Genomic DNA, 16,044 nt, shown 5'->3' on the forward strand with positions numbered 1-16,044 from the left:
TATAGGTTGTAGCTAAGCAAACCCTAACTTATTACTAAGCTAACGATAAACAAAAGCTAAACTAAGAAATAAAGCATCCTTAACTCTCCCTTATTTAGGGAAAGGTGGTTCCGCTCGGGGACAACGCTAAGGCTGCTGACAAAGGTCTGCGGAAACCTCCGACTGCCCTCCCAGCCTCCTTCGTACCATGGTCGGGGCTGGTTTAGCCCCTGAACGTCCTGCGTCCGTAGTGAGTCCGTGTTGTCTCCGACTCTAAGCCCGCACTCACCCCGCTGCCAGCACGGACAAATGACGCTCCGAACGCGGCCATATCCCCCGGATGCCCCTAAAAAAGGCCAATACCAGACTGAACCGTAGCCGAACAACTCCGTAGCAACGCAGCAAACACGAAAACAACTCGGAAAAACATACTATCAAAGGCGCAAAAAGAATTTGGGAGCAGAGCAGCGTAGGGGAATGTCCCAATTTAACGATGGAGCGGAGCAACCCTTGTTATCTTATCTCCCTTGGTTTAAAGCAACACATAAGCTGTCTTTATTTATCAGTGATACACCGTGAATACGTGCTAAACCCGAGGTGAGTCTGCGTTGAGTCCGAGTCAGGCACGCAGTAAGCCCTGTCACGCTATGCTCCCCCCTTGAACTGTCCTTAGAGTGGCTTTCGGAGCGGAATGAAAACTGGATAAACACTGGATAATGACTAAAAAGCGCTATATGCCCGAAGAAACACAGCATAAAAAGGGCTAAAAAAGCATTTCGCCCTACTGATTTCCCGCATCGGCCTCAGCATAGGATCGAATCAGGATCAGTTTAGAAACCTATTTCGAATTCTGGACGCCCTATCTTATCGTTTTTACCTATCGACGGTATTAATCTGAAACATGCTCAATGACCGCCTTAGTAAATTTTTGCTCGAGTATTATAGGCTTTACCTAGGTTTCCTTGATTAGCATTAGTCTGGGTACTCTTTTAGTAAAAGCTAAATATTTCATCCGATTAGCGGTCTGCTTTAAGAACAATTCATCTACTTATATAACAGTCAATTTTACAACTACTGGAATAACGCTTTTTTCAGTAAATTTGATCTAGGTTAATAAATAACAAAAAAGAAGACCTTATTTTTAAGAAATTAAAGATATTAAATACTTTTATTGCAAATAAAACCATATTGGTCCATGATAGATTATGCTCAGCTTTTAAAACAGGTAGAAGAATATGCTGAAACTTATATTACAGAAAATATTTCAGTTTGCCATTGTTTTCACAATACGATACACACACGTTCTGTTGTACGTGCGGCGGAGGAGATTTCATCGTACTATAAACTAGGAGAGGAGGATCACTTTATTGTCATTAGTGCCGCCTTCTTTCATGATCTCGGCTACGTAAAATCTGACAATGCTATTGGTCATGAAAAGAGAAGTGTCGAAATTGCTTTAAATTTCCTCCAGGACAAAGGCATACCGGAAGCCATACAGGAAAAAATCAAAGGTTGTATTTTAGCAACGAGAATGCCTCAGGATCCTACAAATCTGCTGGAGCAAATTCTCTGCGACGCAGACCTATTTCATTTTGGGAATGAGGATTTCGTCAACAGAAACAAACTGATGAAAGCCGAAGCTGAAGCAGTACTAGGGAAGGAGATCGATAAAGACGTATGGCGGGCCGGCACAATCAAACTATTAATGAGCCATCATTACCATACTGAATATGCGCAACAAAAGCTTAATGCCAAAAAGGAGATGAATCTAAAAGAACTGGAGAAAAAACAGGAGAAATCTATCTCAAAAAATAAAGAAAGTAAAAAGGAAGACAAAAAGGAAAAAGAGAAAGGCAGTAAGCCAGAACGTGGGATAGAAACAATGTTCCGGATTACGTCCTCAAACAATCAGCGACTAAGCGACATGGCAGACAATAAGGCCAACATCCTCTTAACGGTCAATTCTATTATCCTTTCTGTCGTGATTGCTGTCTTATTTCGGAAACTAGATGCCAACGAGCACCTGATTATCCCAACAATTATCTTAACTACAGCCGTGGTAGCAACCATGGTCATGGCCATACTATCAACGATACCCAAAATTCCGTCGGGTAAATTCTCAAAGGAGGAAATCGAACAGAAATCAGTCAATCTTCTCTTTTTTGGAAATTTTTACAAAATGAAACTCGACGATTATAACGATGGTATGCAGAAGGTAATGGTCGACTCGGAATTTCTATATGGCATGCTCACCAAGGATGTTTATTCGCAAGGTGTGGTATTAGGACGAAAATATAAGCTTCTACGATACGCCTATGGAATTTTTATGTTTGGACTTGTTATATCGGTTGTTTCTTTTGTCGCCGCAACCATATTTTAATGCAATACTATAAAAACAGTGAAATATTTCAGCATCATGTTTTCCAAACTTTCTTTTTTATTTAAAAAGATGCCGCCTTTAGATCAATCATTAGCTACCAATAGATAGCATCATTATTAATGTTGTTGTAAGCACGTTGCCATAACCATAAATTTATACGGATGAAGAAGAAAGATCTTTATATCAACAGAGACATCAGCTGGTTATCGTTCAATGACCGGGTACTTGACCAAGCCGCTCGTGAGGAGGTACCTTTACTGGAAAAACTACAGTTTCTCGCTATTTTCTCATCCAATCTGGATGAATTTTATCGTGTTAGAATGCCTGTACTAATGGCTTGGAAAAAAATAATGAAGCAAAATCCGGGACAGCTCATTCCGAACATCGATATTGGCACATATAAAAAAGCGTCAAAAACCATCAACAAACAACAGGAAAAATTTGGCTTAATACTAGCTGATATTATCCAAGAATTAGCAAAAGAAAATATATCCTTTATCTACAACCAAGCTATTCCAGCAGAAATAAAAGACCTCGCAGCTCAATATTTCTTTAGTACAATTGCCTCCTATCTCCAAATTATACCAATTGATGATACTTCTTTTTTTCCGATCAACAATCAGCTCTACTTCGTCGTTACAGACGACAATACTGGAGTGGTATTCTTTCTAAATGTCCCTTCAAATCATATTGGCCGCTTTTTCACCTGTGAGATCAATGGGAATAAATATGTCGTACTCATCGATGATATTATCAAAGCATTTTTTCCTGAAGCCATAAGAAATACATCATTAAATTTCTATTCCTTTAAAATCACAAGGGATGCGGAATTAAATCTCCAAGATGAATTTGAGGGTGATATTGCCAAAAAAATTGAGACGGAAGTCAATAAACGTGATCTTGGCTATGCGACACGCTTTCTATTCCAGCCAAATCTGCCAAAACAGCTGATTGAAACATTGGCAACACTATTTGATCTGCGAAAAAGTAGCATTGTCGAAGGCGGAAACTATCACAATCTGAAAGATCTATTTTCATTTCCGATTAAAACAGCAGAACTTTCTTATCCAAAACAGCTGCAAATCAATAAGAATCAGAATTTCAGGGAATCTATCTTTGACCAAATAGACCGAGAGGATCTGTTGGTCTGCACGCCCTATGAATCGTTCGATCCCATACTACGTTTTTTTAATGAGGCCGCAATAGATCCAACCGTAGATGAGATTTACACGACCTTATACCGTATCGCCGGTGATTCGCATATTGCACAAGCGCTGGCTACCGCAGCAAAAAATGGGAAAAGAGTCAATGTATTTGTCGAATTGAAAGCGCGCTTTGATGAAGCGAATAATATACATTGGGCTCGATTAATGAAAGAACAGGGCGTCAAAATCACGTATAGCATCCCCAATTTAAAAGTACATGCCAAAATAGCGCTCGTGAGACGCAAAGAGGGTCGAGAAAGTGCTTTATTAGGCACAGGAAATCTAAATGAAAAAACGGCGAAGGTCTACACGGACTACTTCCTTATGACCTCAAATAAACTATTGACCAACGAATTAGACATGCTATTCGAGTTTTTACCAGCTCGGAGAAAACCCCATCATCCAAATGAGCTGTCTTTTAACCATCTATTAATTGCACAGTTCAATCTCAAACATACATTTTTATCCCTGATAGACAAGACCATCCAAGCAGCTAAAGACGGAGACAGCGCTACAATAAAAATTAAATTAAACAATCTGGAAGAAGAATCGTTAATCAATAAATTGTATGAGGCGAGCCGGGCAGGGGTAAAACTGCAATTATTGGTCAGAGGAATCTGTAGACTAAAACCACAAGTACCCGGATTGAGCGACAACATTGTCGTGAAACGGATTGTAGGACGATATTTAGAACATGGCAGAATATTTATTTTTCAATATCAAGCACAAACGAGCGCGTATCTGGGCTCTGCAGACTGGATGAACCGTAACATCTACCGACGTATAGAAACTTGCTTTCCATTGCTGAATCTAGCATTAGCACATCAAATACAAGAGTTATTCGATATTCAGTTTGCAGACGACACCGAAGCAACTTTACTGGATGAACACGGACAAAATCAGGCAATAGAAACACAGCAGAAAAATGTTTCTCAGCAACAAATCCTTCATTATTTGAAAGGCAACATGAGACAATAGGGCTATTCAACAAGGCAGCTCATTACAACAAGAACAGCCTAAAAGCCCAACAATATAATCATTGAACGTAAGCTCATTCAGAAACCGGATGACTTCCTCAATTTAAAATTTAATCATATAATGATGAAAAATCCCACGATATTGACAACTATGGCATTAGGGTTAGCTTCTGTTATTTTTCTCGCCTGCAATCCGAATAATACAACCAAGGAAAACAGCAACAAACCCGCTCATGTTCAAGCTGAAAAACAGCAACAAATACCCTATACATTATCTTCGGGCATAAAGATGAGTTTGCCCGACGAATTGTTAGAAATATCCGGAATAGCTTTTCTCGCGGGACAGGATGACGATATTTATGCCATTCAAGATGAGCAGGGCTTTCTTTATAAATTTAACCAACCGACACAAAAAGTTACGTTCAACCCTTTTGGAAAAGATGGCGACTATGAGGACATCTCGATAAGCAATACACATTTCTTTATTTTAAAGAGCAATGGTAGCATCTATTCCTTTCCCATTGCCGAAAAGGACGATATAAAAAACGTGGTCGAACAGAAAAATTTACTTCCAAAAGGAGAGTATGAAGGGCTTTTTGTTGACCGCGAAAGCAACCAGGCATACGTATTATGTAAAGAATGTAAGGTCGACAAAAAACAATCGCAAACCTCGGGTTATGTCTTTTCAATTGACGAGCGTGGTCAATTTCAGCCGAAGGGAGAATTTGCCATCCAGCTTGATGAACTTCATGCATTTGATGCTAAAATTAAGAAAACGTTCAAACCCTCGGCGTTAGCTAAAAAAGCAGACAGCAAGGAATGGTATATCTTATCTTCTGTAGACAAAACTCTTGTTGTAACCGATGAGAATTTTCATGTGAAATCACTCTCTCCATTAGACCCGAAGATTTTCCCTCAACCTGAAGGCATTAACTTTGATTCAAAATTTAATCTTTACATCAGCAGCGAAGCCGGTAATCAGGATAAAGGGATCATTTATAAATTTGAACAAAAATAGGGATGCAAAAGGTAGTACCATTCTTTCTTATTTTTCTTGCTAGTCATGCTTATTCACAACAAAAGCATACACAGTCCCCTGCACATCAGGGCAAATCCTTTGCTCAAACCGTTATCAAGGACAGTGTTAGCATCGTTGCAAATGCAAAATATGGTAAAGCCAGTAAATTCAAGAAGTTCTTACTTGGCGAAAATTACCGCAAAGAATGGGCCGCGGAAACCACCTTGCCTTTGCTTCAGCTTTCAACCTTGTACGGGGGACTGCATCCTGTCAAACAGGGAGGCGGGATGCAATCGGTTTCCCTACGACTTACGGATTCAATCGGCCGGGAATGGGCACTACGTTCGGTCAATAAAAGGACTGAATCCCTCATACCTGAGGAGCTCCATGGGACCTTTGTACAGGATGTCTTAGACGATGCCACCAGCGCCCAGCATCCCTATTCCGCGCTTATGATCCCTGCTTTGGCAAATGCCGTGAACGTCCCCCATGCCCATCCTATCATCGGCGTTGTTGCACAAGACAGCATATTGGGGGAATACGCACCGCTTTTTGAGCATACGGTGGCTTTACTAGAAGAACGCGAACCACTTGGTGATTCAGACAACAGCCCAAAAGCTGTCCGAAAACTACAGGAAGATAACGATGATAACTTTAAAGCTAAGGCATATCTGCGCGCAAGAATGCTGGATGTATTGGTAAGCGATTGGGATCGACACGAGGATCAATGGCGTTGGTATAATGAAAATCAGGATAGCACAGATCACGATAAAGACTACATTCCTATTCCCCGCGATCGGGATCAGGCGCTGCGTGTCACACAAGGTTTTCTGATGAAAGATATCTATCAGCAATTTGTCAACCCAGTCATGCAAGGTTTTACGACGGGTATTCCCAATATTCGCTATTCTTTATTTAAATCGCGTTTTTTAAATGCCCATCCGAGCAACCAGCTTTCTCACAAGGAATGGACCAAAGAGGTCAAGCAATTTGTAGCACGTCTCACAGATTCGGTATTATGGGAGTCGGTACGTAGCCTGCCACAGTCGTCCATTGCTATTCGTGGGGAACAAATTTTTAAAACACTTCAAAGCCGTCGTGATGCTCTACCCTCAGCGATGGAAGAGTATTATAATTTCATCAATAACATTGTCGATATTCACCTCAGCGACAAAAACGAAAAAGTAGAAATACACAGCACGGAAAATAAAAACCTGAAAGTCAAAGTTTCGAAGATCAATAAAGATGGTAAGGTCACCAAAGCATTGATGGACAAAACCTATAAAGACCGCCTAACAAAAGAAATTCGTCTCTATTTAGGTGAGGGAAAAGACTCTGTTGTCATCGATAACGCAAATTCTCCGATTAAACTCCGAATTATTGGAGATAGCAAGCCAAAGACTTATGTTATCAACGAAAGCAAATCGAAAATACAGCTTTACGAGAATACCAAAAACTCCACTTTACTGGGTGAGAAGAACAAAATAAAGCTTCATTATGCACAAGATAGTACCAACACGCAATTTGTTCCTGTAAACCTATATAACACCTGGCTTCCTCTGGTGACTGCGGGTTATAATGCTGATGACGGTTTTTCGCTCGGGCTGGGGGCTGCTTATACACATCAGCGTGGATTTAGAAAAAATCCTTTTACGTATAAGCAACAACTGACTGTAGCAACAGCCTTCCGGACCGGAGCTTATAAAATTCACTATAGAGGCGAATGGATAGCTGTTGTCGGGGATGCAGATCTTGTTGTCGATGCGCTAGCAAAAGCTCCTGACAACACGCAAAACTTCTTCGGTGTAGGTAATAACTCGCTCTTCTTAAAGGAACAGTATGGTGCAAAATATTACAGAAGCAGATTCAATATTTTCAATATCAATCCGCAGTTAAGATGGAAACCTTCATCTACGTTAAGCTTTGCCGTAGGTCCGCATATCCAATTTTACCACTTAGATCCGATTGAGAATGAAGATCGATTTATTTTAAATCCCCAAGCTTTACATTCTTACGATAGTTTATCGATTACCAAAGACAAAACTTTTGCAGGTATCAATGCATTTTTAACACAAGACTCCCGTAATCGAAAGATTAACCCAAGTAAAGGGCTATATATTGAAGCCGCTTTGAATTCCTATTTTGGACTCAATCCGTACTCAAAAAATTCAGCGCAGTTAAGTGCCGCAATAACCGGCTATTTGAGTGCATTCAATGAAGGCATTATATTCGCCAATAGAACGGGAGGGGGGATCGTTGTCGGGAACCCTACATTTTATCAATATTTATTTCTAGGTGGCCATGAAAATCTCAGAGGATTTCGCCAATATCGATTTGCGGGGCAACAGATGCTGTATAACAACCTAGAGGCCCGTGTTAAAGTACTTGATGTCAAAAGCTATGTTCTTCCAGGTGAATTCGGACTAATGACCATGTATGATATTGGAAAAGTATGGGCAAAGGGCTATAATAGTGATAAGTTTCATCAAGGTGTGGGTGGGGGCATTTATTACATCGTCGCCAATGCACTTCCTTTGCATTTTGTCATGACGAAATCCAATGAAGGCTGGTATCCCTATTTCAGCACAGGTTTCCGCTTTTAAAATTTCGATCCATGGAGATAAAGAAAGTACAACTCACAACGGCAAAAAACGCCAATACGTATACAAATGGCAGGCTAGACTTTGAACCATTTTTCAAATACCTGGAATCTTTTATTGAAAATGGCACTTCATCGGATGAAATGATTCCTTTGTTTGCGTTGGAACGCATCAAAGAAATAGAACATCTCAACGGCAAACTCTGCAAGCAGAATCTCAATGCCTATAAAGATATTCTGCAATTGATTTATAGCCTCTCCGTATCGTTGATTGACACTGCTCCAAAAAGGTACTGGGCACTCACAACAGCCCTAGCAGAAGAAGCCTTCTATGGAACCGAAGCCTTTTTCGACCTAGCTAGCCATCAGCTTGTGGAGCAAGAAATGCAAGGGAAGATGCGTGCCGGAAGCCTTCTTACGAATCGAGAAAAGCTCTTTTATACCCTCATCTTCGATAGACTCTATGGCTTTTCTCCCAATGAAAACAGCAGCATTGTTTATCATCACCTCAACGATCAGGGGGAGATTATCGATTATTACGATTTAGACATCGATTTTAAATTTGTTGAGATCAAAGCAAAAAAGACATTGCCGGCACTTGATATAGGTCGTTTATCGGAAAACCCCAGTGATTCCATTTTTGACTGGAATACCGTTATCAATACCGTTAAACTGGAAGATTTTGAGTTATCGGGCTTTAGCATGGTGACCTTAAGAAAGACCAGTACGGAACATACCTTACGGCGAATCCAGTCCATCCTCCTGGATTTGCCTACATACAATTACCACCTCTTTTTAGCTGATTTAGAAAAGATAATCACACCGCTATTAAAGGGGCCTGATACGGTATTTAGTCTATTTCCGCTGTTCCAATTAAATGGGGTACCATTTTTCGATTATTCAATCACCAATAAAAGCATCTTGTTTGCTGAAGCGTATACCGCCAATAAAACCTTTAAGATCAATCCTGAAATCGCGGGCTACCTAAAGCATCGGCATGTGATATTTTATACAAGTAATGCGACGAATGGTATCCGGAATACCACGTCCATTTTCGACGAGCGGATTAGCTTGTCGGGGGTAACGACCTATTTGTGTATTCCGCTCATTCATAATCATTCTCTTTCAGGCATATTGGAAATATACAGCCGTGAACAAGATCAGCTCGACAGTAAAACCATGCAAGCCTTAGGTTCTCTGGTTCCGCTTTTATCACAACTAGCTCAGGATATCACCCTGGAATTTAAAAAACGTATCGACGATATCATCATTAACCGGTTTACGACAATACAGCCTTCGGTTCAGTGGAAATTTAACCATATCGCGGCCCAGTACATTCAGGAACTGGAAAACGATAGTCAGGATGCCCATATTAAAGCGGTTGTATTTGAAGAAGTCTATCCGCTCTATGGTGCTGTCGATGTCAAAGACTCTACGATCATACGAAACGCCTCTATTCTCAAAGACTTTAGCTTCAAGGTCAAACAGCTCGCCATGCTTATTGATGAGCTCTCGTTAGACGGAAAGCACAAATTGATTATGACTTTTTCAGCACGGGTCGATCAAATTACAGAATCTCTTGACCATATCTCTTTTGATGAATCGATGGTCAAGATCATTGAGTTCTTCAGAAAAGATGTGCAGCCATTTTTAGAAGAAGCCAGAAAGCAATTCCCATCAAAAATAGCGGTGATTGAGCATTATGCGAAGCATTTTTTCACCAATCGGGACACCGGGGAGTTTTATCGGAATGAGTTTGAAACTTCTCTACGTCAGATCAATCAATTGATCAGTAGAGAACTGGATCATTTCAATAGCTTCATCCAGGGAAATTATCCGTCTTATTTTCAAAAGTTCAGGACAGACGGTATTGAATATGACATTTATATCGGCGAATCCATTACGCCCCAACAATCGTTCAGCTACGAATTCATCAATGTATTTAGGCGTCAGCAAATTGTTTCGATGGCCAGAATTGCGCTGAAAGCATACCATGCGAAAGATACGCTGCCACTGGCTTTAGAAACAACACAACTGATTTTCATCAACCCACATAGCATTGATATCAGCTTCCGGGAAGATGAAAGGAGGTTTGATGTCGAGGGATCGCTCAATATCCGTTATGAAATCATCAAAAAGAGGATAGACAAAATTCGGGTAAAGCGAACCAAAGAACGACTTACCCAGGTCAATAAAATTGCTATTGTCTATTTATCGGATGAAATCCTGGAGGATCTCATGCTAAGTATACAGGCAATCTATGACATGGGCATTATTGAGCATACCATCGAACATTTAAAATTGGAAGATGTACAAGGAATTGCGGGGTTGAAAGCAATTCGCCTTTCGGTGAATTTAAACTATCAAGATTTCTCCTAAATTTGTCCAATAAACGGAAGTTTATCCCCGTTGATATAGGCTAAATGGGACAATGTCAGATGGAGGATTTAACATATTGATTTAAAAAGGATTACCATGATTACTGATGCCAACTATTTTTATCTAAGCGATTTGCTTGGCACTTTATTTTTTGCAATATCGGGTACCCTGTCGGCAAAACGTAAAGATATTGATATTTTTGGGGCAGCCTTTTTAGGGTTTGTGACAGCCATTGGCGGTGGATCGATGCGGGATGTATTTTTGAATCTACGCCCAGTATGGGTCAATGATAGCAATTATCTCATCGCTATTTTCCTCGGAATTTTAATTGCCATTATCTTCAATAAACAGTTGTATGGTTATTATCGTACGTTGACACTTTTTGATGCCATCGGAATTAGCTTTTTTACCATCCTTGGGGTACAAAAATCACTCAACTACGAAAGCAATACCTATGCTGCCATTATCTTTGGAATGTTCACCGCGGTATGTGGGGGGATGACACGCGATGTGCTACTCAACGAAACCCCACTAATCTTTAAAAAAGAAGTATATGCTACGGCCTGTTTAGGTGGAGGGCTCACATATATCTTGCTGGTGCACCTTGATCTCGACCTCTCCTGGGCGGCATTTATTGGGGCTGCTGTTGTCTTTTTAATACGAATGACAGCCGTTAAATATCGTTTGTATTTACCCCGCTTGGATTGAGGAAAGTCCCTCTTAGCACGTAAACTTTCTAGAACACGTCACACTGGATGACCGAATCCATATTAAAAATGGATTAAAAGACGGACTAGAAGGAAGCGACAAAGAAAAAGCGTTAGTATGAACTAACGCTTTTTCTTTTGCTGTGGGAATTTCATTTTATAACCAACACGAATATTTCCTTTCGCGATAGCATCCAATCGACCTTTTAGCATCGTCTTCTTCAAGGCACTCAATTTGTCGGTAAATAGTTTACCTTCAATATGATCATATTCGTGCTGTACCACTCGGGCAGCCAAACCTGTTAAGTCTACTTCATGCTCTTCAAAGTTCTCATCTAAGTAATTGATGCGAATATTCCGGTGACGCAATACGTCCTCATTAATATCTGGGATACTTAGACAGCCTTCACCGAAAGCCCATTTTTCACCAGACTCCTCAACCATGATGGGATTGATGAAAACTTTTTTGAACGATTGGAGCATTTCTTTGTTTTCTTCATCATCTTCTGCGAAAGGAGTTGCATCGATAACGAACATACGTATAGGCAAACCTACCTGTGGAGCTGCCAAGCCAACACCATGCGCTGCATACATGGTATCGAACATATCATCAATCAATTTCTTTAAATCTGGATAGTCTTCATCTATTTCTTCAGCGACCTTTCTTAATACAGGATCGCCATACGCCACTATCGGAAGTTTCATATGTATTATAATTATTTATAAGTGCCGATACTCATTTCTACCTGAGCTCGTTACACGCTGTTTGCTTTTAAAGTCACTTGGCGCCTGTTGTAATTTTAGCACGTTTTTATTTCAGATCATGTCAGGCTAATTGCTCATCCTGAGTCATTGTACTTTTTTAACAAGGATACGCTGTCGCTCCATTATATTCTTGGGTACAAAGGTACGGATAATTATTAAAAGTGAATATTTCGTCAAAACTTCCATAAAAGTTACTTTTGTTTTATGGATCCTTCGTTTATAAATTTGTCGACACAGTTCAAGCTTAGGCTAGAGCAAGCTCTTGAAGTTTCATTAGCGCTTTGTCATGTTGATGGATTTATACAAATATCATCTCCGGAATTAACAATTAACATTTTACTATACCCTCACGAGAAATCCGTGAGACGTGATACTTCCGATCCTTGTATTCATATCGATGAAGACCAATTAATAACAAAGTTTGATTTGATCGTCAGGCGCATTGTTTCTAGAACAAAAAATGACAAACGCATTTACGCCCGTAATACTGTCGTTGCCCGGATCGACAAAAGAACGAGTTTACAGTTCCTCGTGGAACATCATTTACAAACCGCTCTTCCCGGCAAGTATCGTTATGGCCTTTATGAACAGGGAGAGCTTGTTGCGGTCGCGGTATTCTCTGGAGGGCGCCGAATGTTGGATAAAGATGAAGATTATCGCTCATTTGAACTATTACGCTTTTGTAATAAAACAGGTATTAATGTCATAGGGGGCCTTAGCAAATTAATTAAAGCCTTTTGTAGCGATTTCTCGCCAGGAGACATTATGACTTTCACCGACCGTGATTGGAGCCAACATTCTTCGCTCGAAAAAATTGGGTTTGTTGCGAAGGAAATAACTGCACCTATCAACTTTTGGATAGCAGAGACAAAAAGATATGTTTATCGCAATACAGAAGAGCTAAAGGTATTAATGGAACAATATCCGAATGGCTTTCCAAAGGAAAATATGGGCAGCATCAAGATGATTTTATATGTAAAATAAGCTAAATTGTGTATATTGTACACTGTAAGGGTTTGAAAAATAAATAATCAAAAATAATAACGTTATGAAGAGAAAACTTCGCATGGGTATGGTCGGAGGCGGAAACGATGCCTTTATTGGCGCTGTACACCGTATTGCTGCTTTTATGGATGGCAAGATTGAACTGGTTTGTGGTGCATTTAGTATTGATCCACAGATTTCAAAACAATCTGGAGAAGACTTATTTGTAGCTCCTGAGCGTGTCTATCTAAACTATGAAGAGATGATCGAAAAAGAATCTTTGCTTCCTGAAGGCGAGCGTATGGATTTTGTAACGATCGTAACCCCCAATTTTCTACACTTTGCTCCAGCTAAATTAGCGCTAGAAAAAGGTTTTGATGTTGTTGTTGAAAAACCAATGACAGTATCTGTTGAAGAAGCAAAAGAATTACAGGAAACAGTAGAGCGCACAGGCCGCACACTGTGTCTTACGCATACGTATTCCGGCTACCCGATGGTTAAACAAGCCAAAGCGATGGTCAAAGAAGGCCACTTCGGTAAGATCAGAAAGATTGTGGTTGAGTATCCACAGGGTTGGTTAAGCCGACTAACAGAACGCGAAGGTAATGCCGGGGCCGCTTGGCGTGCAGATCCGAAACGCTCAGGTAAATCGTTGGTTATGGGTGATATCGGTACCCATGCTGCGCATTTAGCGGAATATGTATCGGGGTTAAAAATCCAAGAACTATGTGCAGACCTCACAACATTTGTTGAAGGTCGTCTATTGGATGACGATGGCTCGGTGCTTTTGCGTTTCGAAAATGGTGCTAAAGGTGTATTAATGGCTTCGCAAATTTCAGCCGGAGAAGAAAATGCCGTTCGTATCCGTATCTACGGTGAAAAAGGTGGATTGGAATGGGCAAATGAGGATCCGAACAATTTAATCATCAAGATGCTTGATCAGCCTCGTCAGCTTTATCGCACAGGAAATGCTTACGCAGCGCCTTATACGTTGAGTTCTTTTGCAACACATAATACCCGCGTACCAGCAGGTCACCCAGAGGGCTTATTGGAATCATTTGCGAATATCTACCGTAATTTTGCGGCAACAGTTACGGCAAAACGTGAAGGACAAATTCCGACAGCTGAACAACAAGATTTTCCAACAGTTTACGATGGCGTAAGAGGCATGGCTTTTATCGATACTGTCGTAAAAAATAACGAAGGAACAGAAAAATGGACTAAATTTGTTCTGTGATAGACAGATTAAAATATACACTTTCTCTTTTGGAACAGCAAACCGTTCCGAAAGAGAAAGTTATCGTTATCTTAGGACCTACAGCTTCAGGAAAGACGAAACTAGCCGTTCAACTGGCGCAACGCATCGATGCTGAAATCATCAGTGGAGATTCCCGCCAAATCTATAAAAGAATGGACATCGGTACGGGAAAAGATCTATCGGAATATCAAGATATTCCCTATCATCTTATCGACACCCATGAACCGGGAGAACGCTATCATCTCGGAAACTTTATCGCTGACTTCCATCAAGCCCGACAATCCATTCTAGAAAGGGGAAAACATACTATCCTTTGTGGTGGTACAGGCTTATATATCCAAAGTGTAATCCAACAAAATCCATATGCGCTGATCCCATCTATCGAAGGCCTCAAGGAGTCATTACTTCCCCTCCCAGAGACAGAGTTGTTAAAACGCCTTCAGGAATATACACTACCCGCGAATTTCCAAATCGATCTTTCGACCAAAAAACGTATCATCCGCGCAATAGAAATATTAGCATTTTTAGATACTCACCCCGATCACATCGCTCAGCAACAAACGGTAGATAGCATCGTTATCGGATTAAATCCGTCAGTGGAAATCCGACGCGAACACATTAGCCAAAGATTAAAACAACGATTAAATGATGGCTTATTAGCAGAAGTGGCAAAACTCCTGACCGAAGGGATTACACACGATCAGCTTCAATACTATGGCCTGGAGTATAAATATGCGTCATTCCATCTCCTTGGACAGCTCGATTACCCGACCTTTACCAAAAAATTGGAGACAGAAATACATCGCTATGCCAAAAGGCAAATGACTTACTTCCGAAAAATGGAAAAAGACGGTATAATTATCCATTGGGTTTAAAAAAAATAACAATTGTTCTCTATCATAAAAAAAATTTCATATTTTTAAAAGAACCTTATAACAATTGTGATGAGAACATTATCGCTTATTTTTGCACTGCTTGTCTGTGCCCTATTTTCATTGAAAGCACAAGAAAAAGTTATCGCCGAAGTTCATTATCAATTTAAACATAACAACGATACGACCAAAAATGCGGTACAGCTAACGGATGAAACAGTCACCTATCTCGGTAAAGAAAGTAGTCTCTATAGAACCTACTCAGATATTCTCGTCAAACAACAGTTAGATGCCAAAACTGCAGCTCAAGATTTTGACGGCAATTTAACGTTAAAAATGCCTGCCAGTCCCCCGGTTCTGGATGGATACATTATTTATCCTTCTTTAAAAAAAACCATTCATATAGCGGGAATATCGTCTCCGGCAGATGCTTATTCATGCGAAGCTCCCTACGAAAGCCAGGACTGGGAAATAACAGATAAAACTAAAACTATCGGTGGATACCTTTGTCAAAAGGCCACATGTCGATTTAAAGGAAGGGATTACACGGCTTGGTTTACGACAGAACTGCCATTTTCTTTTGGACCATGGAAGCTACATGGACTACCGGGGCTTATTCTTTCGGTACAAGATTCCAAAAACGACGTCAGCTGGGAATATGCCGGCTTTCAAAAACAACCTTCGGACCAATCACTTCGAATTGAGCCTTCAAAAAGTGTTATACCCGCAAAAAAAGAGGAAATTCAAAGACTAAAAACGGCATTTAAAGAGAATCCCAGCGCCTATTATGAAACACTTGGGGCAACTGGTCGCGCAAACCCTTTTCAGATCGATTATTCTAAAGTCCAAATCAGCTTCGATGTTCAAGGTCAAGCCCCTTCAACACAAACAAACAATCCTATCGAATTAGCGCCATAGTTT

At 40.4% G+C, this 16,044-nt stretch carries 11 protein-coding genes; 10 read left to right on the forward strand and 1 reads right to left on the reverse strand.

The window, feature by feature from the left end; all coding sequences use genetic code 11:
* Positions 1–1,174 precede the first annotated feature (1,174 nt).
* From B3H30_RS01080 to B3H30_RS01105, 6 genes are all read left to right on the forward strand, one after another.
* On the forward strand, positions 1,175–2,359 hold the full coding sequence (locus tag B3H30_RS01080) for a Pycsar system effector family protein (protein ID WP_236560325.1): 1,185 nt from the start codon (positions 1,175–1,177) through the stop codon (positions 2,357–2,359).
* A 161-nt stretch (positions 2,360–2,520) separates the two neighbouring features.
* On the forward strand, positions 2,521–4,542 hold the full coding sequence (gene ppk1 / locus B3H30_RS01085; RefSeq protein WP_286777403.1) for a polyphosphate kinase 1: 2,022 nt from the start codon (positions 2,521–2,523) through the stop codon (positions 4,540–4,542).
* Positions 4,543–4,662: 120 nt separating this feature from the next.
* Positions 4,663–5,559, forward strand: coding sequence for a hypothetical protein (locus B3H30_RS01090; protein WP_286777404.1), 897 nt, complete (start codon positions 4,663–4,665; stop codon positions 5,557–5,559).
* A gap of 2 nt (positions 5,560–5,561) precedes the next feature.
* Positions 5,562–8,162 carry a hypothetical protein gene (locus B3H30_RS01095; RefSeq protein ID WP_286777405.1) on the forward strand — a complete coding sequence of 867 codons (2,601 nt, stop codon included), beginning with the start codon at positions 5,562–5,564 and terminating at the stop codon, positions 8,160–8,162.
* Between the two features lie 11 nt (positions 8,163–8,173).
* Positions 8,174–10,537, forward strand: a complete 2,364-nt coding sequence (locus B3H30_RS01100) for a GAF domain-containing protein (protein WP_286833042.1) — start codon at positions 8,174–8,176, stop codon at positions 10,535–10,537.
* A gap of 96 nt (positions 10,538–10,633) precedes the next feature.
* Positions 10,634–11,245 carry a trimeric intracellular cation channel family protein gene (locus B3H30_RS01105; RefSeq protein ID WP_070562817.1) on the forward strand — a complete coding sequence of 204 codons (612 nt, stop codon included), beginning with the start codon at positions 10,634–10,636 and terminating at the stop codon, positions 11,243–11,245.
* A gap of 122 nt (positions 11,246–11,367) precedes the next feature.
* Here the strand turns inward: B3H30_RS01105 and def are convergent, their stop codons facing one another.
* Positions 11,368–11,949, reverse strand: coding sequence for a peptide deformylase (gene def / locus B3H30_RS01110; protein ID WP_286754250.1), 582 nt, complete (start codon positions 11,947–11,949; stop codon positions 11,368–11,370).
* Positions 11,950–12,213: 264 nt separating this feature from the next.
* Between def and B3H30_RS01115 the strand changes: the two genes are divergently transcribed.
* The 4 genes from B3H30_RS01115 (at position 12,214) to B3H30_RS01130 (ending at position 16,041) form a co-directional block, all read left to right on the forward strand.
* Positions 12,214–12,993 (forward strand): hypothetical protein, encoded by a 780-nt coding sequence (locus tag B3H30_RS01115; protein WP_070562811.1) that lies wholly within the window; start codon positions 12,214–12,216, stop codon positions 12,991–12,993.
* Positions 12,994–13,057: 64 nt separating this feature from the next.
* Positions 13,058–14,230 (forward strand): Gfo/Idh/MocA family protein, encoded by a 1,173-nt coding sequence (locus B3H30_RS01120; RefSeq protein ID WP_070562808.1) that lies wholly within the window; start codon positions 13,058–13,060, stop codon positions 14,228–14,230.
* A complete protein-coding gene (miaA, locus tag B3H30_RS01125) occupies positions 14,227–15,126 on the forward strand; it encodes a tRNA (adenosine(37)-N6)-dimethylallyltransferase MiaA (protein WP_139144917.1) in 900 nt (299 codons plus the stop codon). The genes B3H30_RS01120 and miaA overlap by 4 nt, the downstream gene beginning before the upstream one ends.
* 69 nt (positions 15,127–15,195) lie before the next feature.
* Positions 15,196–16,041 carry a GLPGLI family protein gene (locus B3H30_RS01130; protein WP_070562802.1) on the forward strand — a complete coding sequence of 282 codons (846 nt, stop codon included), beginning with the start codon at positions 15,196–15,198 and terminating at the stop codon, positions 16,039–16,041.
* Positions 16,042–16,044 lie beyond the last annotated feature (3 nt).

This window comes from Sphingobacterium sp. UBA7038, assembly GCF_002494055.1.
GTDB classification, from domain to species: domain Bacteria; phylum Bacteroidota; class Bacteroidia; order Sphingobacteriales; family Sphingobacteriaceae; genus Sphingobacterium; species Sphingobacterium multivorum.